Raw genomic sequence first — 26,008 nt, 5'->3', positions numbered from 1 at the left:
GGCATAATTGATGAGCCAATAAAGCTCATTTCCGAACTTAACTCGGGTTTACTATTACTCGGGGACGTTACGGATTCGACAGGGGTGGTTCAAGCTCTGGTCGCGCGTCGGAGGTCTCGTCTTCGTCAACAACGGAAGTTATATAATAACTGGCAAACAACAAAACTTCGCTTTCGCAGCTTAATAGCGCGTAGCACTCAGCCTGTCTATCGCCCATGTAGACTACGCTGGGTTCAACTTAAGTGGGATACGATCGTTGGCACCACCTGAGTCAACGGTAAGAGATTTCCAGGTTAGCGATTCGGACGCCTGTTTGTCGGCATAAGAATTCGCGAATTGCAAGTAGACAAACTACACGCGTAGAAGCCGGCGTATTGGAGCTTCTGGACGTGGGTTCGACTCCCACCGTCTCCATACATAAAGTGGCTGTAAATGCAGTCATATTGTGACGTAAAGCATAAGTTTTCCATTTGGAAAGCTTATGCTTTATTTTTTTTGCGGAAATCTTATGGTTGATTTTAAGAGAAACTTGCGTTATTTTTTATCCTTAATTTATTTTACTAAATACGGTATTTACCACTTGGATACATACAAAATTGGTCAGATTTGGAAAGTTTGTGTCTTAAATTTATAGAAGTTGCTAAGGCATTGGATACTAGCGCTTTTATATTAAGTCAACCAAATACACAATAGGGAAATCAAACAAAGACGAAAAATAAATGTATTGAAACTGCATTAGTTATTTGAATAATTTATAGCATTTATTTTTTAAAATATTCTATCAGCTATTCTTTAAAAAGAATACTACTTCAAAAGTAAAAAACGTAGCATAAAATGTTTTTAATAATAAATCTGCAAATTCTATTAAATACAAATTAGATGATTTATTATTATCTTTAAAATGAATTAATTGTTGATCTGATTCAACACTATAAGAATAGTGACCTATACTATTTCTAATTTCATTATTTAATACTTTGGTTATATCGTATGAAGAGAATATATTCTCTTCTTCAAAGAATTCAATCTTATAACCTTTTTTTCTAACTTTGTGATTATAATCTTTAATTGAATTAATATTTTTAAATTTTATCCTATTGCTTTCATGAAATGTATCGCGATTTTTTCTCAACTTGATATTTTGAATCCCTAATAAAACTGGTAGGGCCGAAGATAAAACTTCAAATGCTTCAACATAGTAATTCTTTAAAACCTCGAAATCAGTGGTTAGAATACCCTTTTTTACTTTTATTTCATCTAAATCTTCGGTATTAAGAGAAGTAGATAATATAATCGGCCAGATATAACTATAGTACTTCGAAAAGTTATCCAATAAATGAAGAAGTTCGGATTCTGAATAATTGAGTAACTCTTCTAAATCTATTTTTAATTGATGTATTTCTGCACTATGATTTTTCTTTAAATCAGATAATAAATTTCTAAAACTTTGTATTTCTACTAATTTATTACTGTTGATTAGGAAAGGTAAAAATGGCTTATAAAGGACTTCTAACATTTTATCAAAATAATCTATCTTTAAAACTTCACCTAATAATACTGGTTTAACAAATTTATTTGAAAGAAGTTGTCTGTCTAGATATTTATAGTTTTCCATTTTATATAATTGCCATAATCTGTTAGTGACCATATAATCATTTGAAAAATTTTCTGTAACATAATTTAAAAATATCTGTCTTTTCATTTTTAGCTCGAATGAAATATTCTCTATCATGAAAGGAGAGATATATAAAGTCGGATCATCTGGATCAAATTCTTTAATTTTATCGGTATAAAATTCTGTTGCCACTTGAAGAACGTGACTTTCTTTTTCGAATTCCACTGTATCTTTAGCATTAATACAAGAAAACTCTTTAACAAAACCTTTTTCGGGGTTTTCATTCCATATCAAGTGACCAGTAATTCTAATTTTACACTCTGGACAAGAATAGCTAAAACTATTTTGGAGTTCATATCCTGCATATACTTTTAATCGAATTGTGTTACTACAAACTTCACATTTTAAATGTAAATTATAATTCATATAATCTCTTCCCTTGTTAAGTGCTTTACTTCAATCTTTTTGTCATATTATCATAAGACGTTAACTTCTCCCATTTATACAGTACTATAACATTTTTACTTAATATCTATCATCAAGCTTTGGTATATTCACGTTCTTTGTCATGTTCCTAATTTGGCGATTTTTCCTCTCAAACAAAAACCACTCCATCCGTGATATAGGGTGTCATACCTTATATTAAAGTGTTCTTATTCCACGATCGGGCCATATTGTGGAATAACACTGCAACGATAAATGAAGCAATTTGTTTATGCTATCTGTATAAAAGGTTATAAATAAAGTTACTTTAAAAAAAACGAACGCAGTTATATCAACGTTTGTTTCTTTTTTTCTCTCCAAAATTTCAGTATAGAACGTTATTATGTATGCGGTTGTATAGTTATCACATTGATGCAATAAGCACAAACTTGTATAATTTTTCAATCTAAATTCATTATTATGATGGGGAGCATGTAAAACCTTCCACATCATTGTGGAGGGCCTGTCTTTAATTTAAATTCTTAATAGTTACCTATAAAACATACTTACCATAATCCCATTGTCTTACCGTACGATTCGACTTCAGGATTTAATTTTTTGATTTCAGAAGCTTTTAATACAATATTCGACAACGGTGTTTCCAGTTCATCTTTAAAATTTGCAACTGTCGTTTTGAATTGGGCCACTTTTTCTTCCCGGATGCGAACGTAGAAGGAAACTGTATCTGCCCCGTTTATATCATCTTGTTTTAAGAAAAAATACATTTGATTTAGTACGTGCTGAGTCCCAATCCCAGCTTTAGCATCGTCATTTAAATCTATCTGCAAAGTAATATGCTTATTTGTGCTACGTGCATCTGTTACTGTCACTGATTTGGCATATTCAAAAAAAGATGTATCAATTTGAGGTTCATTAGCTGCATCTACAGTCTCATTTGCCTCTTTCTCTATCATTTCTTCCTTCACGTTTTCTTTTGCTTCTTCTTCAACAATCACTTCTTCTGCTTCTATAGGCTCTTTATCAGCTTCATCGCTACACGCTACTAAAAGTAATGCAGATAATGCACCTATCCATAATAATTTCTTCAATGTAAAACCTCCTTGATTAAATTACCAACATTTTACCATAACGAGGACACGTAAAATAAAGATTTACGAGGTAATTTAAAATTTTATTACAAAGCTACAGCAAACACTGATTTTTTATAGAAAGAAACCAACTGTATTGAAATAAAGATTGATCAAACAGTTGGTTCTTTATTTATCCTGTTTGGTTTTTAGTTAAAAGTTTTAATATTTCGGGGGATTTGAATCTGAAGTTGGATAATAAGAGAATATATGTAAGTATTCTAAAAAAAAGGTTTCCAAAATAAAGCTAAAGATGTTAGATTTATAGCCTTATTGAGCTACCTAATTTCATTATTCATGCTGAAAATTTGTGGATTACAAAAAACAAACTTCAACAATGGGGCGCGATTCTTCAATAAGAAGATCGTGTTTTCTATTATAGGGCCATATTGAATAACATCTTTTGGGGGAGTGTTATAAAAGAATGCCCCACCGTTTAAAAAAAGCACTAAGGCCCTCACAATTGGGCGCGATTGTTAAAAGGAAAGTGCGGAAAGCGCTTTTTAAATTGCATAAAAATTCCGGAATGAAGTTTAATTTTATGTTTTTAATTTTTAGTTTTAAAAAAATCGTGACGAAGTTAGTTTAATTTACGTCTAAGTATATAGAAAAGGAGGGAGCAGCTTTGCAACAAGAGGAGTTGACCAAATGGATTGAACAATACGGTGAATCGGTATTAACATACATACTATTAATCGTGAGAGACTACCAACAAGCAGAAGATTTAACACAGGAAACATTTATAAAAGCCTATAAGCACCAACATCAATTTGAACAAAAATCCTCTGTGAAAACATGGCTATTTAGCATCGCACATAATGTCACCAAGGACTATTTCCGAAAAAAACATCCGTTGCAGCACTTTTTCGGTTTAACGATGGAAGAGAAAGATTACAAGCCAATGCCCGAGCAAATCGCAGCAATGAATTTTCAAACAGAACAATTATACAGAACGATTCAACAATTAAAGCCTACATACAGGCATGTCATCATCTTGCGAAAGTTAAAAGAATTTTCAACTGCAGAAACAGCTCTTATTTTAAACTGGTCTGAGAGTAAAGTGAAAATGACATTAACAAGAGCGTTAGTTCAACTGAAAAATGAGTTGATAAAGGGAGGGTTTACCAGTGAAATTTACAGATGAACAATTTAGTGAACTCGAAGAAGAATTAAAGATAACGGAGAAATCCAAAAATCAACTTAAATATAAGATTTTGCAGAATATAAATAAACGTGAAAAGCATAATAGAAAACGGTATTTTGGGATTGTTGTTGCGGTTTGTATGCTATTTATCATTACTTCACCGTTTTATTCACCCACAATGGCGAGGGTAGCGGAGAGAATATTACCAATTTCTATTACTCCAAGTTATTCAAATGGTCAGTATAATCCAGATTTAACATCCCAACTTGCAGAATTAGTCGAAAGGGAAGGATACTCTTTTAATTCAGTAGGAATCAAGCCATCGCCATATACGATAGAAATATCGCTTATATTGAAAGATTCTACATTAAAACAGGCAACAGAAAATCTCGAACCAAAGGTAACAAATTTTCTATATGAAAATGGTTATGACCAGTATGAATTAATAATTTCTGAAGGAACTGAAGAACAAATTCCTCCAAAGACTGAAGAGGATGACACATACGAAAAAGTACGCGAGATAGTGAAAGAAGTATTCTCAGCCTATGGATATGCCAAGGAAGCAGATTATGAATTAGCTGGGTTACAAGAAACATGGTTTTCCAATATTGTTTTAATTGATATGCCTGACCATGTCGATGAGTCCAATGAAATTGTTAAGGATATCGAAAAAGAAATAGAAGCACAGGATATAAATATTAAGGATATTAAAGTAAGTACTTTTAATTTAAAACATCGCCTACAAGATAACCGTTGGGGTTATATTTCATCTGATATATATAATGCAATGGCTGGGAAATCCACTTATCAAGTGACTGGGCTCTCCTATAAGGTAAGGAAAGGACACTCCTATGTTTCAATCAAAACGGATTTTGAACAACCACCTTCGGAAGGAATAATAGAAAAAATTGAATTAGCTGTACAAGATTACTTAGCTTTAACGGATACGAAAGAGGTAATACAAAGTGACAAATATACGATTCAATTCCTATTAAAGAATGGAGAGGAATCGTTTATTAAAATAAAAAACTAAATTAAATAGGAACTCATAGTCTTTAATTATTTTGATAAATGTTTAAATCTCTTTTCAACTTTTCATCTTGAAAAAAGGGCGCGATTCTTCAATAAGAAAATCGCGTTTTCCGTTATAGGGCCATATTGATATTGTTGAATAATCTTCTTTTTGGGATTTGTTGATACTATTAGAACTTTTTTTGTAAACGTATTCGTTATCTATAATACATTTACCGAAAGGAATGTGAACTTGTGAATGAAAAAAGTCAAATCATGAAGAAAATCGATTGGATATTAGTTGTGATTATATTCATCTTTTTCTGTATTAGTTTATTAGCTATTTCTTCTGCACAAACAACCAGTTATACAGGTATCAATTTTATACCCAGGCAAGTAATCTATTATGGAATTTTAGGGTTTATAATACTCTGTGTCATGTATTTCGATATTGAACAATATAAAAAAATTACTTGGTATTTATATGGCATTGGCATTCTATTACTCGTCACTTTAATATTTATGCCAGAAGGAAAAGGACAAATTGGTGAAATCATCAATGGAGCAAAAAGTTGGTATCATACCCCTTTAGGAAATATTCAACCATCTGAATTCATGAAAACTTTTTACATATTGGCTTGTGCCAAAACAATCAGTTTGCATAATGAAAAACATTATTTACGTACATTAAAAACTGATTTTTATTTATTAATTAAAATATTAGGCTTACTGGTTGTGCCATTCTTACTTGTATTTAATCAACCTGATTTAGGTTCAGCACTTGTTTTTATCGCTATTACAATTGCTTTAATACTCGTGTCCGGAATTTCATGGTTGATAATAACACCATTAGTAACCGTAGGAATAGCAGCTGGAAGTTTTGTTATATGGATGGTTTTTAATATGCAAGATTTTTTGAAAGATAATTTTGGCATTGAGCCTTATAAATTGGGACGTATATTTTCATGGTTTGATCCTTATACCTACGCTTCCGATGAAGGTTTTCAATTAATATCTTCACTAAATTCAATTGGTTCAGGTGAAATATTTGGTAAAGGTTATTTAAATCGTGAAGTATATGTAGTTGAAAATCATACAGATTTCATTTTTACAGTTATTGGTGAAGAGTGGGGATTTATTGGAGCAAGTTTTGTCATTTGTATGTACTTTTTGTTAATGTACCATATGATTAAAATTGCGATGAAAATTAAAGATCCATACAGTACATATATTTGCACAGTAAGCCCGTAATCAAACAACGCATATAAAACAGCAGGCACCTCCGGTACGATAAATGTATCAATCAAAGGAGGTGCCATTTATGTCTAAAAACAAATTAACCATTGTTCCCGTCAAACTCGATCCTCTTCCAGTTGAAACTTCTTCGAATCATTCTCTTCAATACACTGCTGAGCCAAGTTGTGTAATTAAAACCGCTGTGGCTGAAATTTCCTTCTTCAATGGCGTAGATGAGCGCATTATTCAAACCATTATGAAGGAGCTGAAGGGATGAAACAGGATTTTACGAGCGTGCAAAACATCTACATCATCTGCGGCAAGACAGACATGCGTAAAGGAATTGATGGTCTCGCAACGCTCATTCAAGATTCTTTCGAATTGGATCCGTATAGTGATTCTATCTTTCTGTTTTCTGGATGGAGCAAGGATCGTTATAAATGTTTGTATTTCGATGGAGATGGCTTCGCCATGCTTTATAAACGATTAGATAATGGGAAATTACAATGGCCAAAAGATGAAAATGAGGTACGCAAACTTTCGCAACAAGAGCTTCGTTGGTTATTAGAAGGATTATCTCTGCAACAGCCAAAGGCGATTGCAAAATCTACAAAAGGTATCTTTTAATAGCCCTATTTTAAGTGGTATAATCATTCATAACTTAAATTGAACGAAATGTGGTGAATGATTTGGGAAACGCTTCAAATGAAAAAGTGATTCAATTATTGGAAGAACAATTAGCCTACACAAAAGAACAAAATAAAAATTTAACCAAACAAATTGAAGCATTGACTGAACAAATTCGCCAATTAACAAAAGCTTTATACGGTTCTAAATCAGAAAAATCAAAGTATCAAGCACCAGATGGACAAGGCTCATTATTTGAAGACGATCCGTCTTTTAACGAACCTGAGCAAACAGAAGAACAAAGCACCGAAACGGTTAGTTATACGGTTACTCGTAAAAAGACAAATAAAAAACGAAATGACTCGTTTCATGAGGATATAGAAATTGAAGAAATTCATCATCACCCAGCCAACTTAGCTTGTGACTGCTGTCTTGGGGAGATGGTAGAGTTCAGTTCAACGTTGATACGTGAAGAGGCAAAATTTATTCCAGCCTCCCTGAAGCGTGTGCAACATTTTGAACATGTGTATGAGTGCAAAACGTGTAAAAACGATGCCCTACTAAAAGCTCAAATTAAACGAGGTAAAGCACCGCAAGGTCCAATCCAAAGAAGCATTGCCGGTCCTACTGTTTTGGCAAAGCTTATCTACGATAAGTTTATCCAGTACTTACCTCTTTACCGTCAGGTAAATGAATGGGAGCGCCATGGACTACATACAAATGATAAAAATCTATCCAATTGGGTAATACGTGTGGCAGAGGATTGGCTTCAACCGCTTTATAATTTGATGAACCAATTATTAACGGCAAAATCTGTGTTGCATATAGATGAAACCTATGCACAAATAATTAAGCGTTCAGATGGAAAGCCAGCTCAATCAAACGCTTATAACTGGGTATGTCGCAGTGTACAAAGTGAAGGTCCCATTATCGTTCTATTTAAGAGCGCTCTTTCTCGAGGGCGCGCTGTATTAGAAGATTTAATTAAGGGATTCAAAGGCACTGTGATCTGTGATGGGTATTCAGCTTACGGTCAATTACCTCATGTTCAATTCGCCAACTGTTGGGCTCACGTACGCCGTTATTGGCTAAAAGCCGATAGTAAAAATGGACGAATAGGCGTGCAGTATTGCGATCGGCTGTTTCATATCGAACGAAAAATCAAACATCTTTCACCGGAAGAGCGCGTGCAAGTTCGCCAACAGGAAGCAAAACCGATCGTCGATGAATTTATGGATTGGATTGATCGTTCGCCTTTCTTCGGTAAAAATGCCATTGCGAAAGCAGCTGAATATACATTAAGCCGTTCATCGGAGTTAAAGGTTTTCCTTGAAAATGGGTATGTCGCCATTGATAACAATCCCGCTGAAAATGCCATTCGTCCAAATGTCATTGGTCGCAAAAACTGGCTCTTCTCCGTGAGTGAAGCAGGTGCTAATGCGAATGCCATTTGTTTGAGTTTGGCTGAAACGGCCAAAGCAAACGGAATTGATTTTTATCAGTACTTGGTAAAGCTGATGACGGAATTACCTAATATATCGTTTCATCAACAACCTGAGATTTTACATAATTACATGCCATGGTCAGAAAATATTCAAGCCACATGTGCAAAATAGCCAGCTAACTGAAAAAAATTTCAGTTAGCTGGCCGTTCGTCGTGCGTACCGTGAAGGTGCGCTATTTTTTATATTTCGGGCTTACTTTGCACAGGGATTATCGCAATGATTACATTCCATGTCTTTGAAAACATCGGTATGACAATTCAATTACTACCGATTACAGGTATCCCATTGCCGTTAATTAGTTATGGAGGTAGTTCATTAATGGGTAACGCACTTGCGCTCGGCTTTATTTTTAGCATGCATTATCATCATCGTTCCTATTTGTTTGATGTTAATGAGGATGATTAATTTTAATTTGAAGTAACTAAAATTAATTTGTTAAAAAATCAGGCGTTTTCCTTGAATAAGGAAGGGCCCTGTTCCGTTAAATGGCCCTATAATTGAACACAACCTAGTTATCTAGTTTACAATTTAGGAGATATTGTTAAAAAGTATTCTTACATTGAATTTAAATATTGGGGGTGTAAAATGAAAAAAGCTTCAATTTTAATGATAACAGTCGTTTTATTAGTTCTCGCATGAAAAGGGGTTGTTTATTAATTGGCTTTGTTAAAGCTTATTGTTGTTTAAGATTTAAAAAAACAGAACCTCCAGAGATTGGAAGTTCTGTTTTTTTATAATGTCTTGTTTAACTAAAGCCCCCGTTACTTTAAGTATGAACTTCCACATTCTTTGATATGTAAAAAAAGTGTAGATAGAAAACTACAACATTCCCCAGAACAAATTTATTTCAGCAGTAAGAAAGCGAAGAATCAATCCAATAGCAACCACCTTTATTATTTGTTTTGGAGACTGATACAAAACAAATATGATCGCTATCCAGAGTAACAATTCTAGATTATATTTAATGTAAAAATACCAAACTCCAAACCCGAAAGTCTGTCTTGAAATAAACATAAATATAATTGATGAAATAGACATAGCAAATATACCTTTCCCTTTTGCATACCAACATACAAAAGCAAAAAGTGGCGAAATACAAGTCATTATAATCCAAATCATCATATAAGATTTAGGGAAAAAACCAGCTACCAGAACTGTGTATAGATAATAGCTACTAACCATGCCTACAAAAAACAAAAATACATTTATAGCAGACCAAATAGGTGATTTACTATACACAGATATAACTACCGCAAGGAAAATCCAAACTCCCATGCGAGAAAAAAAGTTTCCTATATCTAATATTTCAAGAAAATAGGGTAAATAATTACTTGGAGTTGTATCAAGCACCTTGGAAATTACGCCTAAAATAACCCCTATGATAAATATTGAAGCAGAATATAATAATTTTCTTGATAGCAATATTTTTATTGGTCTACGAATCTCATTAAAAAAATTTATCATTTATTCCCCCAAAATATAAACAATCTTTATTTTATTTTACAGTGAATGAATATCTATTAACTTCTTTTTGATCAATCCTGCCCCTTTAGTTGAAGAAGCATCAGTGTTTATACAGCGAATTTAGTTAACCTAAGTGTATCATACGTTTCCATATTTTGTATTTGATCTCGGCTGGAACTCACTTATTTCTATACTCATCCGTAACAATAGAAACGAAGTGGTAACAACTTTTGAAATAAAAGAAAGTGAAAATATCAAACCGATTTATCCGCTTGTCAGCACATACCATCAAGATACAGAAGTACTCGGAGAGAAAATTACGCATTTTACATTGCCCATCGAAACTGACCCAACGTTTTTTGAAATTGAAAGCTACTTTGTTCAACTACTCACTTACACCGAGCCATTTACTTTTAAAAGAAACGAAAAAACTAGCTTCAACTATTTAGGCCATTTGTACACCATTTATGATACACAATTAAAAGATGGCGACCTACAACTCCATATCAAAGTAGATGGACAGCCTAAAATCATCCCTTATGGATGGCAGATCAATGTTGATGGAAAAAGTCATCATAACGTTACTTTCGATAAAGTAGAAAATAATAAAACGTTCCTTACTGTTATTATTCGGGAAATGGAGACCATTCCAGAGGAAATGACGTTACTCCCTTATCGTGGTCTCTTACAAGAAAAGTTTAAATCACCAATTAGGGAACTCGAGTATTCAGCAGCTTGCTCTTTATCAAAAATGCGGCTTTCGATTAAAAGAAATCATTCATGACTATTTTGTCGACAATTATGATGAACCGATTTTTGAAAATGGCATACAGTGTCGGGATATGGTGCGGTTAGAGTTTAATTATCAGTAATTATAAACAGGGATTATAAATTGAAAAGTTTTTTATTCTATTAAACTTATAAATCATAAGAAAGTTTTATAAAATAGTGTAAAAATATGAATTTTACAGGATAATTAAGTAAATTCTATTAAATTAATTATCGGAGGCGTTAATGTGCACCAAATTCGAATTCAAAGTATAAAAAATCCTACTATTTATCGTATTGTTCAAGTATCTGAAAGTATGAGCCTTTTTGATTTGGATACAGTTATATCAACGGCATTCTCGATAGAAGATGAAAGCGATGTGTTTTTTGAATTTTTTCAAGTAAAGGGAAAAAAATCGCATCAAGTGATTCCACTCTATAGTGAGAGTTATGATGAATTTGAAAGCTTGGAAGAAACGGTTGGAGAATGGTTTGTAAAGATTGATGATGGAATGGATTATATGACTGAAGCCGGAATAAAACTAAAGCTTACATTAGAAAAAGTAATTGAAATTGAAGATGTAGAAGCTTGTATCATAGATGGACAAGGGGATTTATTTTCAAAACGAAAAAATATTGATATTGATGCGTTAAATAAAGTACTGCAACTGGAAATGGAGTTAGATAGAAGTTTATTTTCTGAAATTGAGAAAGGTTTAATGGACAATTTATTTCCGGATTACTTAACATTATTCGAGGTAGCAGACGAGTTTAAAAAACTGAAGCCTTGGCAGTATTTTAATAATGAAGATATTATTGCGGTTCAGTTAAATGATATGAAGTACTTTATTTCTGTTATGGGAGCTGGTGGCCAGGAATATGGATTAATGATGTATGATGAAGCCTTTGGTTATCAATCATTAGAGAAAATTATTAACGGTGAAGCTTTATCGGATGATTTTTCAATTGATATGAGTGCATTAACGGTGAATTATGTTGACCGAGATGAACTTGATAAAGAAGATTATGAACTAATTAAAGAACATGGCTTATCGTTCCGCGGGAAGAAAAACTGGATTGCTTTCAAAACATTTGAACCTGGATTTGTTCCGATGCAGCCGGATTATGATGAAGTAGAAACGATGATTGAGTTAATAGAACTGATGATTCAAGTAACCAAAATGCGGATGAGTGGCTGGGAATATCCGATGGTGCCAATGTATGGCTATCCTCTATTTGAAGTGCAAAATGATGGCGAAGTGGATTTGTTAGGCATTATTGAAATGGAACGAATTGAAGATTGGGTGCTCGAGATTGATGTAAATGATTTAGAAGTTGCAAAAATAAAAAAGAAGCAAAAGAGTCCACTAGAAATAGAATTTGATTATTTTTATATGCCTTATGCAGTAGACGGGGAGGAGGAACGTCCACTGTATCCTCTTATAAATATAATAGTTAATCATACTACTGGAGAAGTTATTCACCATGAAATTGTTCCATTTCGGAAACATTCGTTTGTTCAGCAATTGTTGTTTTGGAATATGTTAAAGGATTTAGCGGTTCTTCCTAGTAAAATATTCGTATCAGCAGAAGTATGTCGTATTTTAATGCCGGTTGCAAAGCTTGTTGGAATCGAATTGGTAGTAAGTGAGCTACCAAACGTTGATGAGTTTAGAGAAATGTTGAAGTTTAATCCACCTTTTTAATTTAAAAAGTGCTAGGTACTCAGATAATTATTTTTAATTAAACTATGCTAACAAGAAATGAAGGTAGAGAAGCCATACAGACTTCACTACCTTCATTTTATTTTCGATGTTTTTCTTTGTAGCAATGTGCACAGCCATCATATTCTTGTGGATAAATTACAGTGTAGTCGACAGCCGTATCAAGTCTATTTTTACTACTGATTTCAGAAATTCTACACGCTGAAACTGTATAGGCAGTGCGATGAACTTCTTTATCTTGACTATTATAACTAGTGTGAGTGCCTGATACTTATGTTATATATAGTATAATTGATATTAATAAATTCCTTTAAATTTATAATCTTGAACTAAGAAGAGTGGTGCATGCATGGTGGAAAAAGAAAAAGTTTTGCACGAAACAGCGCTTAAAATTATGCGTAGTTTTCATAAGCTTGTCATGGATAAGGATTTTACGAAGCTTACGGTTGCTGAAATTTGCGAGGCCGCACAAGTTTCACGAAAGACGTTTTATAAATACTTTAAAGATAAAAACGATATCGTTGAGCAAATATTAATTAAAGACATTATTGCACCGATGGAGAAGTTGCGAGAGCTATATATAAATATGGACTTACCATCAGGAATGATTCTGGAGTGGCAATATCAGCAATTTTACAAGGAACGCAAATTTTATGAACGCATTAGTGCATTTACAGGGCAAAATTCTTTTTATGAATTTGTATTAAAGCATTCGGGTGAAATCATATCGAATAAATTAAAACCGTTAAAGCTATCTGACTTAGAGCATGAATATATGACTTACTTCTATGCGTCATCACATACAATGCTACTCGTGAAATGGATGAAAGATGGTATGCTGATTCCACCAAAGCTGATGGCATCCTACTATGAGCGATGGACACTTCCTATTTTTCAAAATTATGATGAGCAAGGTAGGTAACAAATGGTTTAAATTGTTTCCTTTAGCGTAACACTTAGCGTAAAGTCGGAATCGTTTATCATATGTAGCACATCTTATACTATAGTTAATGACAAATTGAAGGAGTGTTTGATATGCAATTAAAAGATAAACGCATTATCGTGACTGGTGGCGCAAGTGGTATCGCTGCAGGTACTGTTCGTGCTTATGTACGTGAAGGTGCAACAGTAGCAGTTCTAGATATTAATGAAGAAATGGGTCAACAAACAGTAAATGATGTAAATGCAGAAGCTGGTGTAGCGGGGAAAGCAACATTTTATCGTTGTAATATCGCGAATCAAGAAGAAGTATTCTCTGTATTTGAACAAGCCGCAAAAGATATGGGCGGTTTAGACGTTTTAGCACATATTGCAGGTGTTGAAAAATTAAAACCTGCTGAAGAATATACGCCAGAGGATTTAGCGTTCCAATTAGGCGTAAACATTAACGGTACAATTTATACAAACCAAGCAGCGTGCAATATTTTCAAGGAGCAAGAGGGAGAAGGGAATATCATCAACTTCTCTTCTGATACAGCTTCAACAGGTATGCCAGGTGGTGCATTATATTCTGCTTCAAAAGGTGCTGTATATTCTTGGACACGCACAATTGCATACGAATGGGCATTGAAATACGATATCCGTGCAAACTGTGTGAACCCAACGATGAAAACACCAATGTACGAGCACTATTTAAACAACTTAACTGATGAAGCCCGTGCAAAGTTTTTAGAAGCTGAACGTCTGAAAGTACCTTTCCGTGGTGAAATGGGCGATGTAGATCGTGACATGGCACCAGTAATGGTATTTTTAGCATCAGATGCATCAGGCTTCATTAATGGTCAAATTATTCCGGTAAACGGTGGCCGTAATATGTTACGTGGATAATTTCCCACAAGTTATAACAGTTCTGCTTAATAAAATATTATACTCACAGTTCGATATAGCCCTCTAAAATATAATTGAGCGGAATGAAAAGGATCACTTTTATGAGTGGTCTTTTTTGGCATTATAGGACTTGATCGTTATGAAAGAAGCGCAATTCATTGGTACGTTAGGTATGCCAATCAGTGGTTTTCCTCGCCTCCTAAGCTTAGTGGAGCAAGGGCACTTACAACCTGGCAAAATGGTCACAGCCGAAATCTCACTATCAGAAGTACCAACGATCTTCGATAAAATGTCCCGCTTCGAAACAAAAGGTACTTATGTCGTAACAGATTTCACGAAGTAACAAAAAGCAAAAGTACGAGGCTAAAAACCTGTAACTATGAGCTACAAATAACATACAACACTAAAAACGGTGGCGGCTGAAGGGGAATCCTTTAGCTACCACCGTTTTTATAATTGTAATAAATAATTTCGCTTCCTTACTCCTTCACCTGCACAAAAACATATAGCTCCGCATTGCGTTGATTGCGATGGGATTGAGCATGTTGTACGATGATTTGCAGCTTCGCGCGGTCGTTTTCTGCGATTAGAGTAGCTTCTTCTACAGATAACCTTCTGTAATCACTTGTTAAGAGGGTGTCTAGCTCCTCCAACGGCCATACTAATAGCTCTTGCTCGTCTTTCATTATCACGAGCTGATCCTTCTGTATACGGAGCTCCGTATCGTTTGTTAATTCAAAGCGTCTATGCAGTGAATTTTGTGAAATGGATACTTGAACAAAATAGTCGTAACCATCGATCGCAGTAATAATCCGTTCGTCTCCATTTAAGTTAGCTGTATAATAGACTTCATTCGTGTAATCTTTATATTGTGGGGAGAAACCAAAAATTTTCTCGAAAGGTTGATCTGGCAGCCACGCCACACGATATTCCATTCGCTGTAAATAATCAAATTTCTCCGTAATGAATTGCTTATCCTCCATAGAAATATCCGGATTCGGTTGAACTTCTCCATCGTACATACCGAGCGATTGTAACCGCTCCTGCAGCAGATTTTCCTGATTGTGTTTACTAATCGTAAAGGCATCAACAGGCGGGATGACAGAAAGTAAACTAAACAAGATAAAAATCGGTGCAACAAGCCATTGCTTTTTTGGCATGAATGTAAGGATCACTGCGATGATGATGGCAAATAAACCGAACAAAATAACAAAATATCGGCCATGCGTAATTCCGGCCTCACCAATTTTCATGATGGAGACAACGAGTTGATAAAGCACAATGACAAGTAATATTTTCGGGAAAATGAGACGGAACCATTTCGTTAATGCATTAGTAATTACATTGCTTAAAAAGTACACGACGAGTACAGTTGTCACGAAAGACACTAATAATGGCTCGAGTAAATTTTCCGACCAGTCGGTGAAATGCAGTGCAATATAAATCACTAAAATCACCGCATACACCATTGTCAGCGGTACAATGACGTACGAAATTAACACCTCAAGAATATGGGCTGACTCTGCTTTCTTCATCGTCAGGGACAGGAAGAATAATGGAGTAAACAATCCAAATACAGTAGCTGCGATATACCCGATGATAGTTGAATTAACTGGAAACAGTAAATAATTGATCGCTGCATAAACAAGCATTAATCCAACAAAGATGACGATGGAGAAGAAGGCTGTGATGAGTATGCTTTTGAAAATATGGAAAAAACGTGCACTGAAATTTTCCTCTCCGCGCCAAATAAAGCCCATCATGAGCGCACTTACAACAATGCCTGTTTGGATCGCTAATATGAGATCATTTGAGCTGCTAATCAAGAAGAAAAGACCTGTAAAAATGATTGCGATGCTATACGTTATGACCCGTTTGGCAAATAAGTCTGCTACAGATGCAGCGAATACAGCAACTACAAGCGCTGCCAACCATTTTTCATAGTTTGTCACAGTACCGCTAATTTCTGCTACATTCAAGATGAATAAAACAAGTAAGAGTCCAGTAACGAGTGGAAATGCTTTGATTGCATCGGTTATTCCTGCAAACTGTTGAAAAATTCGATTAAACCTCATCAAAGATACCCCCTTTATGTCTTCATTATATGCTTTTAATTTATATGCTCAAGTTAATCATTTTCATTGAATTGACAAATTAATAGATTTATTAGTATGAACTTTCAGAAAACTTATTGCCTTTTACCGATGAGTATGTTAAATTACTATTCAACGTTTGAAGTTTAAACTTCAAAAAACAAATCGTGAAGGAGTGGCTTCTTTTTGGGAATTATAGCAAGCACGATTACCGAACGGATTGAGGCGCATTTTGATCAGCTTTCAAAAGCGCAGAAAAAGGTTGCTCAATTTGTCCTGAAAAATCCAACTTATATTGGTGTACATTCGGCTAGTGAAGTAGGTGTTAGTGCAGGCACAAGTGAAACAACGGTGATCCGATTCTGTTATGCGATTGGCTTGACGGGCTATGCACAGCTCCAAAAGGAAGTCACGATGTTCGTTTTTGGAAACAATACGAATAGTACGTTAGGCAATTATGTGGCATCAAAGGAAGCATTATTTCATGAACCGCAGCTTGCAGAAAAGGTCATGGGACAGGTAAGCAATCAAATCATCAATATTGCCCAGCAAATCGACCCGGACCAATTCCAAGATGTCACAAGACGCATGCATCAAGCATCGACGATTTATTTAATCGGTGCGGGTGCTTCACAATTTGCAGGACATTGGCTGACATTCACATTAAATATTTTACGACCAAATGTACAAGTCGTTGAGCCACACACAGGTGCGCTGATCCGTACATTACAGGATATGGATGAGGATGCATTAGTCATCGTCATATCATTGCACCGTTATTATAAGGAATCCATTGCATTAGCGAAAATGTTTCATGAGCAGGGGGCCTACACGGTGGCAATGACGGATTCAAATGTGGCACCGATTATCGCTCATGCAGATACTGCATTTGTATTGCAGCAAACGGAGCTTTCGACGATAGATATCATGCCGGCACTGATTGCTTTTATGAATACACTCGTTGTGGGCATGGTGTCGCATGATCCGGCGTTTTATGAGCAACAACGCAAAAAATTTGATGATTTTCAAAATAGTTTTTTAGCAGATCGATGGAGTTGAGTCATATGGAGAAAAGTTTAAACCAAATATTTGAGCATTTACATCATCATCCTGAAGTGAGTTGGCAGGAGGTAGAAACGACACAATTTATTGCAGAACAGCTCACACAAGCAGGGCTTACCCCCATATTGTTTGAGGGGATGACGGGTTTGTATGTGGATATTGGTCCTGGTATCCCGAAAGTTGGCTTCCGCACAGATATCGACGCCCTATGGCAGGAAGTAGATGGGATCTTCAAGGCCAATCACTCCTGTGGGCATGATGGACATATGACGATGGCACTCGGTGTAGCATTTGCCTTGCAAAAAATGCATCTACCCGGTGCAGTACGGATTATATTCCAACCGGCAGAAGAAAAGGCAGGCGGTGCGAAGGCGATTGTGGAACGCGGTGTAGTCGATCCGTTGCAGTTTTTGTTTGGTACACATGTACGCCCGCTTGTGGAACTGGCAGAAGGGTATCATGCACCAGCGATCTATCACGGGGCAGCAAAACTTATTAACGGCACCATTACTGGAATCGAAGCACACGGCGCAAGACCAGAGCAGGGGATAAACGCAATTGAAGTTGCCGCTGCACTTGTAGATGCGCTAAAACGTATATGGATCAAACCTGAGGAAAGCGCCTCGATTAAAATGACCCAGATTCAGGCAGGAGGAGCATCGACAAATATCATTCCAGGTACCGCGACATTTAGTTTAGATGTGCGCGCACAGACGAATGACACGATGGATGCACTCACAGCGGGTTTACAAAAGGCCATTGATGCTGTCAGTACATTATACGGAGCAGCCATTACGACAACAATTGGCGCTCATATTGCGGCAGCACAGGTCGATGAAGAAGCAAAAGCGATTATGCGACAGGCGATTATTGAAACGGTTGGAACCGAGTATTGTGCACCGGCTATCGTGACACCGGGAGGCGAGGATTTTCATTTTTATGCATATACAAAACCGCATTTAAAAACGACGATGCTCGGCTTAGGCTGTGGTGTCACACCGGGGCTGCATCATCCGCAAATGACCTTTAACCAAGATCAGCTTGGGACAGGCGTAGAAATAATCAAGCGGGCACTACTTGGCGCGTTACAGCATTTAGAAAGAAGCGATCAACTATGATTTTAATAAAAGAACTAACGACAATGGAAGAAATGCAGCAAGTGCAAGTGCTTGAGCAGCAAATTTGGCAAATATCCCCCCTGCCGACACATCAAACATTAACGGCGGTCAAGCATGGCGGCATTATGGTAGGAGCCTATGAAGGCGAAACACTGGTCGGCTTCAGTTACGGCTTTGCGGCACTCAATAATGGCAAAACTTATTTATGTTCACATATGCTTGGCATTGATGAGGCCTATCGTTCTCGAAAAATCGGTGAAAAGCTGAAATATAAGCAGCGTGAAATCGCCATTCAAAAAGGTTATGACCTGATGGTATGGACATTTGATCCACTTGAAACACGCAATGGTTACTTGAATTTAACAAAGCTTAACGGCATTTGTGATACGTACATGGAAAACTGCTACGGCGAAATGCAGGACGGCTTTAATAAAGGCTTGCCATCGGATCGTTTTGAGGTGCATTGGCATTTAACGTCTGATTATGTAGCGCAGTCCATCCAGCCTGATTTCGAAAATCCGGCACCGCTTGGCGAGATGGTTTGGGAGCAGGAAAGTTTATGCAAGAACAAGTTACATAACGTAGATTTCACGAAGCCTGCTTATGCTTTACCTGTTCCAAAGGATTTCCAACTATTAAAGGCAACGAGTCAGGAGCATGCGATGCACTGGCGATTAGCTGTGCGAGAAACTTGCCAGGCATTATTTGCAGCAGGCTACGCAGCAGTTCGCCTGCAGCAGCAGGAAGCGTGGAATGAATATATTTTTGTACGAAAAGACACATTGGCACTTGGAGGAACGCAATCATGAAAATTACCGAAATTACAATTAGACATTTACAAATGAAGCTAAAGGCACCTTTCACAACAAGCTTTGGTACGTTTACAAATAGAGATTTTTTATTACTGGAAGCAAAAGATGAACAAGGGACAATCGGCTGGGGGGAATCGGTAGCATTCCACTCACCATGGTATAACGAAGAAACGTTGAAAACGAACTGGCACATGCTGGAGGATTATTTGATACCGTTAATCTTAAATAAAGAGATTAACCATCCAGATGAAGTAAGTGCGATTTTCGAGCCAATCCGTAAAAATAATATGGCGAAATCAACAATTGAAGGTGCGATTTGGGATATTTATGCCCAGCAAACTAATCAAACACTTGCCGCTGCACTTGGCGGGACAAAGGATCAAATCGAGGTAGGCATCAGTATCGGAATCCAAAAATCGATCGATGATTTAGTTGCTGTAGTAGATGAATATGTGCGTGAAGGCTACAAGCGGATCAAAGTGAAAATTAAGCCCGGCTGGGATGTAGAAGTGATGCGTACACTCCGTGAAAAATTCCCGGATGTGGCGATTATGGCAGATGCCAACTCTGCTTACCGTCTGGAAGATGCGGCACTTTTAAAGCAGCTCGATGAGTTTAACTTAACAATGGTGGAACAGCCGTTAGCTTCGGATGATATTATCGATCACGCAACACTGCAAAAGCAAATGACAACACCGATTTGCTTGGATGAGAGCATTCACTCATTGGAGGATGCACGTAAAGCAATCGAAATCGGTGCGACAAAAATTATTAATATTAAAATCGGTCGTGTCGGCGGCTTAACAGAAGCGAAAAAAATCCATGACTATTGCGACTCAAAGGGCATCCCGGTATGGTGTGGCGGCATGCTGGAGTCGGGTGTGGGACGTGCACACAATGTAGCACTGACAACTTTATCGAACTTTATTCTGCCAGGGGATACGGCAAGCTCGAATCGCTACTGGGAAAAGGATATTATCGAGCCTGAGGTAGTGGCGGAAAACGGTTATATCCAGGTACCGCAAACAGCCGGCATCGGTTATGCGATCAATCGTGAAACAGTGGAATCTTATACAGTCGATAAGAAAACATATAGCTAATACAAAACAACTCCTTAAGCATGAATGTTTGTGCTTAAGGAAATTTACGGACTATTTTATCAGAAAATTCAATCAATAAGAAGGTGCACTATGAAAAGAAGTTTACAAATAGGAGGTGCTTTCGTCGGTTTAATAATCGGCGCGGGCTTTGCCTCTGGTCAGGAAATCATGCAGTACTTTACAAGTTTCGGTACCCTAGGGCTGATCGGGGGAATTCTCGCTTCATTAGCCTTTGCCTTTTTAGGTATGACATTAGCACAGCTAGGCTCGGAAATGCAGGTCTCTTCACATAAAGGGGTTATTTATCAAATTAGTGGTCGTTATTTAGGCTTCATTTTAGACTTCCTGATCACGTTCTTCTTATTTGGGGTTGCGGTGGTGATGTTTGCAGGTTCAGGCTCTACATTCAATCAAATGTTTGGCATTGATCCTATGGTGGGCAGCATTATCATGGTTGGTTTAACGATTGCGACATTATTATTGAATGTGAAAAATATCATCAATATTATTGCGAGTGTAACACCTTATTTAATGGGGGTTATCTTTGTGATATTAATCTACTCGATTTTTACGATGGATCTTTCGTGGTCACAAGCAGATAGCTTGGCGAAGGAGCAGCCGGCAGCGGCAGGCAATTGGTTTATGGGCGCATTATTATATGTTTCATATAATATCGCTGCGGGTGCTGCGCTGTTGATCGTGATGGGTGGTACGGAGAAAGATAGTAAAGTAGCAGGGCGCGGCGGTATTTTTGGCGGAATTATGCTGGGGTTATTAATTATTTTAATCAATGTCGCGATGTTCGTGAAAATTGACGTGGTGGCAGGGGTGGATATGCCAACATTAGAACTAGCAAATCAAATTCATCCGGCAGTAGGTATTCTTATGTCAATCGCACTCTTGGGGATGATGTACAATACGGCAGTCGGTATGTTCTATGCCTTTACCGTACGCTTCTTTGCACCAGAATCCAAGTCATTCAAGCCAGCTGTCATCGTCGTTGGTTTGGCAGGATTTGCTGCAAGTCTAGTTGGCTTCACAAATTTAGTAGGGAAAGTTTACTCAACGATGGGCTATTTAGGGTTTGCTTTAATTCTTGTCGTAATTGTTGCATGGATTCGACGAAAAAAGTTGAAACAAACGGAATCTGTGCCTTTTAAACAACTTTCAAATAGGGAAGTGTCCTAGAAATACTTTTTCCCGGAAAGAGATGTGCCGTATCTGGTGCGTCTCTTTTTTATTACTGACTAATTTTGTGAATTACTTTTTATTAAGCTTTTAGAAAGATTTTGTGATATAGCATCTTCTAGGTTCAATGATTTATTCTTCTCAGGATTAGCACGATAATGTTTAATTCTTCATCGTATATCAAACTTCTACTTCACACTTCATTCCCATTCTTTGAAGTAAAAATTTCTTATTGAATAAATAACATCGCAGAGTAATGAAATGAAGTTAAATAATACAAAAAACCACCTACTCAGCTGACTTATAATCAGAGTAGGTGGCCTAGTAATTTATAAATTTAACGCTCTGTGTAGGAATGCGACAAATTGCGCACGTGTAACGGGCTCATTAGGCTGGAAATTGCCATTATCACCAAACGCAATCCCATTGTTTGCGAGTGTTGAAATATAACCTTGTGCCCAATGGTTTATAGGTACATCATTGAAGATAGTTCTATTTGTTGTACTTTCCTGTAAACCGAAAGCTAAAACAAGAACCTTTGCCATTTGTGCTCGAGTCATATATGCATTTGGGTTAAAATATTCGCTAGACACTCCGTCAAAAATTCCTGCCTCATAGACGCTCATAATTGAATCATAGTAAATGTGACTTGGTGATACATCGTTAAATACCATTGCTTTGCGAATAGCTGTTAACTCGAATGTACGCGAAAAGATGACTGCAACATGCTCACGTGTAATAGGGGCATTCGGTTTAAATGTCCCATCTAGGTAGCCGTTAACAATTTCACGACAAGCAATGTCAATAATCGCATCCTTTGCCCAATGCGTTGAAATATCTGAGAATTCAGCTGAGCATGCAGGGGGATTCGCAACCGCTATCCATTTCGCATACAGCGTCGTATTTTCTTTTATTGTATCTTCCGCAAAAAACCATTCATTCTTGAAAGCCGCTTCTTTATACCAGCCGGCAAATGTATACCCCACTTTGGTTGGTGGTACTGGCTGTGTTGCTTTTTTGCCATGTGCGATAGACTGCGCAGCTACAGCAGTGCCTTCATTTGTCATAAAGCTTAGTGTGTAAGTGTAGTTAGAACTACCTTCACCACCGCCCCCTATATTGCTCCACTTCGCATAAAGCGTCGTGTTGCCAGTTACGACATCTGCATCAAAATTCCAAGCAGTAGAGAATGCTGCATCTTTGTACCAGCCGGCAAAGGCATAGCCGGGTTGAGTCGGTGTGGTAGGAGAAGCAACTTTTTTATTGTATAAAATGCGTTGGTCAGCAATAGCCGAGCCGCCGTTCGCATTAAACTTGACTGTGTAAGCGTTAGCTGTCCACTTCGCATAAAGTGTCGTATTGCCAGTCACGACATCTGCATCAAAATCCCAAGCAGTCGAAAACGCCGCATCTTTGTACCAGCCGGCAAAGGCATAGCCGGGTTGAGTCGGTGTGGCAGGGGAAGCAATTTTTCCATTGTATCCAATGCGTTGGTCAGCAACAGCCGAGCCGCCGTTCGCATTAAACTTGACTGTGTAAGCGTTAGCTGTCCACTTCGCATAAAGTGTCGTATTGCCAGTCACGACATCTGCATCAAAATCCCAAGCAGTCGAAAACGCTGCATCTTTGTACCAGCCGGCAAAGGCATAGCCGGGTTGAGTCGGTGTGGCAGGGGAAGCAACTTTTCCATTGTATACAATGCTTTGGTCAGCAACAGCCGATCCGCCGTTCGCATTAAACTTGACTGTGTAAGTGTTAGCTGTCCACTTCGCATATAGCGTCGTATTGCCAGTCACGACATCTGCATCAAAATCCCAAGCAGTCGAAAACGCTGCATCTTTGTACCAGCCGGCAAAGGTATAGCCGGGTTGAGCCGGTGTGGCAGGAGAAGCAATTTTTCCATTGTATACAATGCTTTGATCAGCAACAGCCGATCCACCGTTAGCATTAAACTTAACTGTGTAAGGGTTTGCTGTCCGCTTTGCATAAAGTGTCATGCCACTCGTCACTACCCCCGTACTATCATCCCAAACAGTGGAGAAGGTCGCATCGCTGTACCAACCATCAAAAGAATAGTGCTCTTTGTTTGGTTTCCAGAAGGCATCCGCTTTTATTGTCGGCACTCCTTCAAACGTGATGGTGTTGAGGGGGTTATATTCAAAGGCGTAATGGTTAATCGACGTGACACTAGCTGGAATTTTTAGATCGGTTAGATTATTGTTACCAAAAGCAGTTTGTCCAATAATTTCTAAAGTATCAGGAAAAGTTATAAGCGTTAACTTGTTTCCCTGAAAGGCAGCGATTCCAATATGCTTTATACCCGTTGGAATAGTTAAATCTACTAGTTGATTTTGGGCAAAAGCCCTAGTGCCAATTTCCGTTATACTAATTGGAATGTCCAAATCTATAATGCCTTTATTTAGAAATGCCTCTTCTTTAATGACGGTTACAGGCATCCCATTGATTGTGTCCGGAATGCTTACAGCGCCTCCTGGTCCATTATATTTTTCTATGGATACGTTACTACCGTTTACTTCGTATTCATAATCACCTTCAATAGCGGCTTTAACGGATACAGAGCTAAATGTAGAGAGCAGTAAAACAAAAATTACTAGTATAATATTAATTTTTTTCAAGAACATTCCTACCTTTCATTTTTGTTATAGATGGCTAGCAACTATAGGGGATTTATTTCAAAATGGCGGTGCAAATAGAATGTTTTATTCAAAATAACGATAGGTGCTTTAAAAACGTTACCATAGTCAAATGTAAAATAATAGTACTATTTAAGTTCGAGTCCAATACTTAACCACCTTATATAAACAAGTTCTTACAACGCATATTTTAATTAGTCATAGGTAAATCCATAGAGCATTTATTAATAAGGCTCGAATAGTGCTTATAAGCCTTGCAGTCGAACTCCTGATTTTGTGCTAATCAATCTATTATTGCTTCACCGCTTGAATTAGAATGTCGATGATTTTCTAAAACTTTATTTCGCCCCCCTCTATCGATAATTTATTTAGATGATTAGTAATCAATCAATTAAAATAGTACGCAATGTATAAATATATGATTTATGTGGTCATTAAATACGTAATGATTATTTTTTCAGGATGTATTTTTTTGTGTGATCAGGCATTAAATTAAAGCAATGAGCATTTGGAAGTTAGGAATGGGGTATAGAGAGTAGATACAGCAACTTAAATGGTTTTGAGAATTTATTAGATAAGAATTTTTAACCCGACGATTGCCTGCTTGAGCCGCTAATGATTACAGAGAGGAGCTGGTAGCATGTTCTCCATAACATTGGAAAGTTTTATTCGAATTATCACTGTTGGCATTCTTGCTTATGTCGGTCTCGTCTTCTTTCTGCTGACTTCCGGGAAACGGTCGTTAACCCAATTAAATGCTTTCGATTTAGTCGTAACAGTAGCAATTGGTTCTGTCCTCTCTACAATTTTATTGGATAAAAATGTGAGCTTGCTGGAGGGACTGTTAGCATTTGTCCTGTTGATCCTCTTGCAATTCCTATTGACATTCACATCTGTACGTTGGGAAAAATTCAATAAAATTATTAAATCCGAGCCGAGCCTGCTCTATTTGAACGGTTCATTTCTTAGAGAAACTATGAAAAAAGAAAGAATTAGCGAGGGCGATATACTGCAGTCTGTACGGAATGATGGAATCGGCGACTTAAAGGAAGTGAAAGCCATCGTTCTCGAAAACGATGGCAGCTTATCAGTTATTAACGGAGAACTGGGAAATTCCTTGGCTAATGTAAGGTTAACTAGAGAAAGCTAACAAAAGAAGCATGTCCCATGTGTTTAAAACTATCAATAAGTAAATGAAATAGCGCCCCCCTGATCATCCGGTGGGCGCTTCATTGCACTATTAGCTGCTATTTTAGCCCCCCGTTCTACAATTGTATTATACTCAGAAATAGTCTCCACAAGATCATCTATCCATACAATATATGTAAATTATAATATATCGATGTCTTCATTTATACAACAATCGGGTCATGGCGCGAACCTTCAATAAGAAGATCGCGTTTTTCCGTTTTAGGACTATTTAATAATATGAGCAACTGGTGATATATGGTAGGGTGGATTAAGAGGTAAATAAGACCAGATAACGAGG

At 37.0% G+C, this 26,008-nt stretch carries 22 protein-coding genes, 1 other RNA gene and 2 pseudogenes; 20 read left to right on the top strand and 5 right to left on the bottom strand.

What is annotated here, in order from left to right; translation table 11 throughout:
- Positions 1 to 60 precede the first annotated feature (60 nt).
- Positions 61 to 417, top strand: a transfer-messenger RNA (tmRNA) gene (ssrA, locus tag MKY71_RS14860).
- A gap of 364 nt (positions 418 to 781) precedes the next feature.
- Here the strand turns inward: ssrA and MKY71_RS14855 are convergent.
- Positions 782 to 2,041: a hypothetical protein gene (locus MKY71_RS14855; RefSeq protein ID WP_340733150.1), complete on the bottom strand. Its 1,260-nt coding sequence runs from the start codon at positions 2,039 to 2,041 to the stop codon at positions 782 to 784.
- Positions 2,042 to 2,604: 563 nt separating this feature from the next.
- Positions 2,605 to 3,147 (bottom strand): hypothetical protein, encoded by a 543-nt coding sequence (locus MKY71_RS14850; RefSeq protein WP_340733149.1) that lies wholly within the window; start codon positions 3,145 to 3,147, stop codon positions 2,605 to 2,607.
- 664 nt (positions 3,148 to 3,811) lie between these two features.
- Here MKY71_RS14850 and MKY71_RS14845 point away from each other — a divergent pair.
- The 7 genes and pseudogenes from MKY71_RS14845 to MKY71_RS14815 form a co-directional block, all read left to right on the top strand.
- A complete protein-coding gene (locus tag MKY71_RS14845; protein ID WP_340717194.1) occupies positions 3,812 to 4,330 on the top strand; it encodes an RNA polymerase sigma factor in 519 nt (172 codons plus the stop codon).
- Positions 4,314 to 5,363 carry a DUF4030 domain-containing protein gene (locus tag MKY71_RS14840; RefSeq protein ID WP_340733148.1) on the top strand — a complete coding sequence of 350 codons (1,050 nt, stop codon included), beginning with the start codon at positions 4,314 to 4,316 and terminating at the stop codon, positions 5,361 to 5,363. The genes MKY71_RS14845 and MKY71_RS14840 overlap by 17 nt, the downstream gene beginning before the upstream one ends.
- 233 nt (positions 5,364 to 5,596) lie before the next feature.
- Positions 5,597 to 6,592, top strand: a complete 996-nt coding sequence (locus MKY71_RS14835) for an FtsW/RodA/SpoVE family cell cycle protein (protein ID WP_340733147.1) — start codon at positions 5,597 to 5,599, stop codon at positions 6,590 to 6,592.
- A gap of 70 nt (positions 6,593 to 6,662) precedes the next feature.
- Positions 6,663 to 6,854 (top strand): hypothetical protein, encoded by a 192-nt coding sequence (locus MKY71_RS14830; RefSeq protein ID WP_340718477.1) that lies wholly within the window; start codon positions 6,663 to 6,665, stop codon positions 6,852 to 6,854.
- Positions 6,851 to 7,204 carry an IS66 family insertion sequence element accessory protein TnpB gene (tnpB, locus tag MKY71_RS14825; RefSeq protein ID WP_340732394.1) on the top strand — a complete coding sequence of 118 codons (354 nt, stop codon included), beginning with the start codon at positions 6,851 to 6,853 and terminating at the stop codon, positions 7,202 to 7,204. The genes MKY71_RS14830 and tnpB overlap by 4 nt, the downstream gene beginning before the upstream one ends.
- Positions 7,205 to 7,257: 53 nt before the next feature.
- On the top strand, positions 7,258 to 8,820 hold the full coding sequence (gene tnpC / locus MKY71_RS14820) for an IS66 family transposase (protein ID WP_340732393.1): 1,563 nt from the start codon (positions 7,258 to 7,260) through the stop codon (positions 8,818 to 8,820).
- 75 nt (positions 8,821 to 8,895) lie between these two features.
- A pseudogene (locus MKY71_RS14815) lies at positions 8,896 to 9,114 on the top strand (FtsW/RodA/SpoVE family cell cycle protein); the annotation flags it as partial.
- Between the two features lie 414 nt (positions 9,115 to 9,528).
- Here the strand turns inward: MKY71_RS14815 and MKY71_RS14810 are convergent.
- On the bottom strand, positions 9,529 to 10,173 hold the full coding sequence (locus tag MKY71_RS14810; protein WP_340733146.1) for a hypothetical protein: 645 nt from the start codon (positions 10,171 to 10,173) through the stop codon (positions 9,529 to 9,531).
- A gap of 217 nt (positions 10,174 to 10,390) precedes the next feature.
- Here MKY71_RS14810 and MKY71_RS14805 point away from each other — a divergent pair, with 217 nt between their 5' ends.
- The 6 genes and pseudogenes from MKY71_RS14805 to MKY71_RS14780 all read left to right on the top strand — a co-directional run bounded on the left by MKY71_RS14805 (position 10,391) and on the right by MKY71_RS14780 (position 14,835).
- Complete coding sequence (locus tag MKY71_RS14805; protein ID WP_340733658.1) at positions 10,391 to 10,957, top strand: hypothetical protein; 567 nt, start codon at positions 10,391 to 10,393, stop codon at positions 10,955 to 10,957.
- A pseudogene (locus MKY71_RS14800) lies at positions 10,887 to 11,045 on the top strand (GNAT family N-acetyltransferase); the annotation flags it as partial. The gene MKY71_RS14805 and the pseudogene MKY71_RS14800, both read left to right, overlap by 71 nt.
- A gap of 144 nt (positions 11,046 to 11,189) precedes the next feature.
- The gene (locus tag MKY71_RS14795) at positions 11,190 to 12,647 is read left to right on the top strand and encodes a DUF7309 domain-containing protein (protein ID WP_340733144.1); all 1,458 of its coding nucleotides are present in this window, start codon (positions 11,190 to 11,192) and stop codon (positions 12,645 to 12,647) included.
- Between the two features lie 367 nt (positions 12,648 to 13,014).
- Positions 13,015 to 13,587 carry a TetR/AcrR family transcriptional regulator gene (locus MKY71_RS14790; RefSeq protein ID WP_340733142.1) on the top strand — a complete coding sequence of 191 codons (573 nt, stop codon included), beginning with the start codon at positions 13,015 to 13,017 and terminating at the stop codon, positions 13,585 to 13,587.
- Positions 13,588 to 13,700: 113 nt separating this feature from the next.
- Entirely contained in the window at positions 13,701 to 14,492 is a 792-nt protein-coding gene (locus MKY71_RS14785) for an SDR family NAD(P)-dependent oxidoreductase (protein ID WP_339173291.1), read from the top strand.
- A 139-nt stretch (positions 14,493 to 14,631) separates the two neighbouring features.
- On the top strand, positions 14,632 to 14,835 hold the full coding sequence (locus MKY71_RS14780; RefSeq protein WP_340733141.1) for a hypothetical protein: 204 nt from the start codon (positions 14,632 to 14,634) through the stop codon (positions 14,833 to 14,835).
- Positions 14,836 to 14,971: 136 nt separating this feature from the next.
- Here the strand turns inward: MKY71_RS14780 and MKY71_RS14775 are convergent, their stop codons facing one another.
- Positions 14,972 to 16,567: a DUF4153 domain-containing protein gene (locus MKY71_RS14775; RefSeq protein ID WP_340733140.1), complete on the bottom strand. Its 1,596-nt coding sequence runs from the start codon at positions 16,565 to 16,567 to the stop codon at positions 14,972 to 14,974.
- Positions 16,568 to 16,771: 204 nt separating this feature from the next.
- Here MKY71_RS14775 and MKY71_RS14770 point away from each other — a divergent pair, with 204 nt between their 5' ends.
- From MKY71_RS14770 to MKY71_RS14750, 5 genes are all read left to right on the top strand, one after another.
- A complete protein-coding gene (locus MKY71_RS14770) occupies positions 16,772 to 17,644 on the top strand; it encodes a MurR/RpiR family transcriptional regulator (RefSeq protein ID WP_340733139.1) in 873 nt (290 codons plus the stop codon).
- A 5-nt stretch (positions 17,645 to 17,649) separates the two neighbouring features.
- On the top strand, positions 17,650 to 18,765 hold the full coding sequence (locus MKY71_RS14765) for an amidohydrolase (RefSeq protein ID WP_340733138.1): 1,116 nt from the start codon (positions 17,650 to 17,652) through the stop codon (positions 18,763 to 18,765).
- Positions 18,762 to 19,574 (top strand): GNAT family N-acetyltransferase, encoded by an 813-nt coding sequence (locus tag MKY71_RS14760; protein ID WP_340733136.1) that lies wholly within the window; start codon positions 18,762 to 18,764, stop codon positions 19,572 to 19,574. The genes MKY71_RS14765 and MKY71_RS14760 overlap by 4 nt, the downstream gene beginning before the upstream one ends.
- Positions 19,571 to 20,677 (top strand): o-succinylbenzoate synthase, encoded by a 1,107-nt coding sequence (gene menC, locus MKY71_RS14755; RefSeq protein WP_340733135.1) that lies wholly within the window; start codon positions 19,571 to 19,573, stop codon positions 20,675 to 20,677. The genes MKY71_RS14760 and menC overlap by 4 nt, the downstream gene beginning before the upstream one ends.
- Before the next feature lie 90 nt (positions 20,678 to 20,767).
- Positions 20,768 to 21,865, top strand: a complete 1,098-nt coding sequence (locus MKY71_RS14750) for a YkvI family membrane protein (RefSeq protein WP_340733134.1) — start codon at positions 20,768 to 20,770, stop codon at positions 21,863 to 21,865.
- 329 nt (positions 21,866 to 22,194) lie between these two features.
- Here MKY71_RS14750 and MKY71_RS14745 read toward each other — a convergent pair whose 3' ends face one another.
- Positions 22,195 to 24,501: an InlB B-repeat-containing protein gene (locus MKY71_RS14745; RefSeq protein WP_340733133.1), complete on the bottom strand. Its 2,307-nt coding sequence runs from the start codon at positions 24,499 to 24,501 to the stop codon at positions 22,195 to 22,197.
- Positions 24,502 to 25,159: 658 nt separating this feature from the next.
- On the opposite strand from MKY71_RS14745, the gene MKY71_RS14740 reads away from it, so the two are divergent.
- On the top strand, positions 25,160 to 25,669 hold the full coding sequence (locus tag MKY71_RS14740) for a DUF421 domain-containing protein (RefSeq protein WP_340733132.1): 510 nt from the start codon (positions 25,160 to 25,162) through the stop codon (positions 25,667 to 25,669).
- The last annotated feature ends 339 nt before the right edge of the window (positions 25,670 to 26,008 follow it).

This window comes from Solibacillus sp. FSL W7-1324 (assembly GCF_038008025.1).
Taxonomy (GTDB): Bacteria; Bacillota; Bacilli; order Bacillales_A; family Planococcaceae; genus Solibacillus.
The sequence above is the reverse complement of the archived record's forward strand: the minus strand, read 5'-3'. Positions and strand labels throughout refer to the sequence as shown.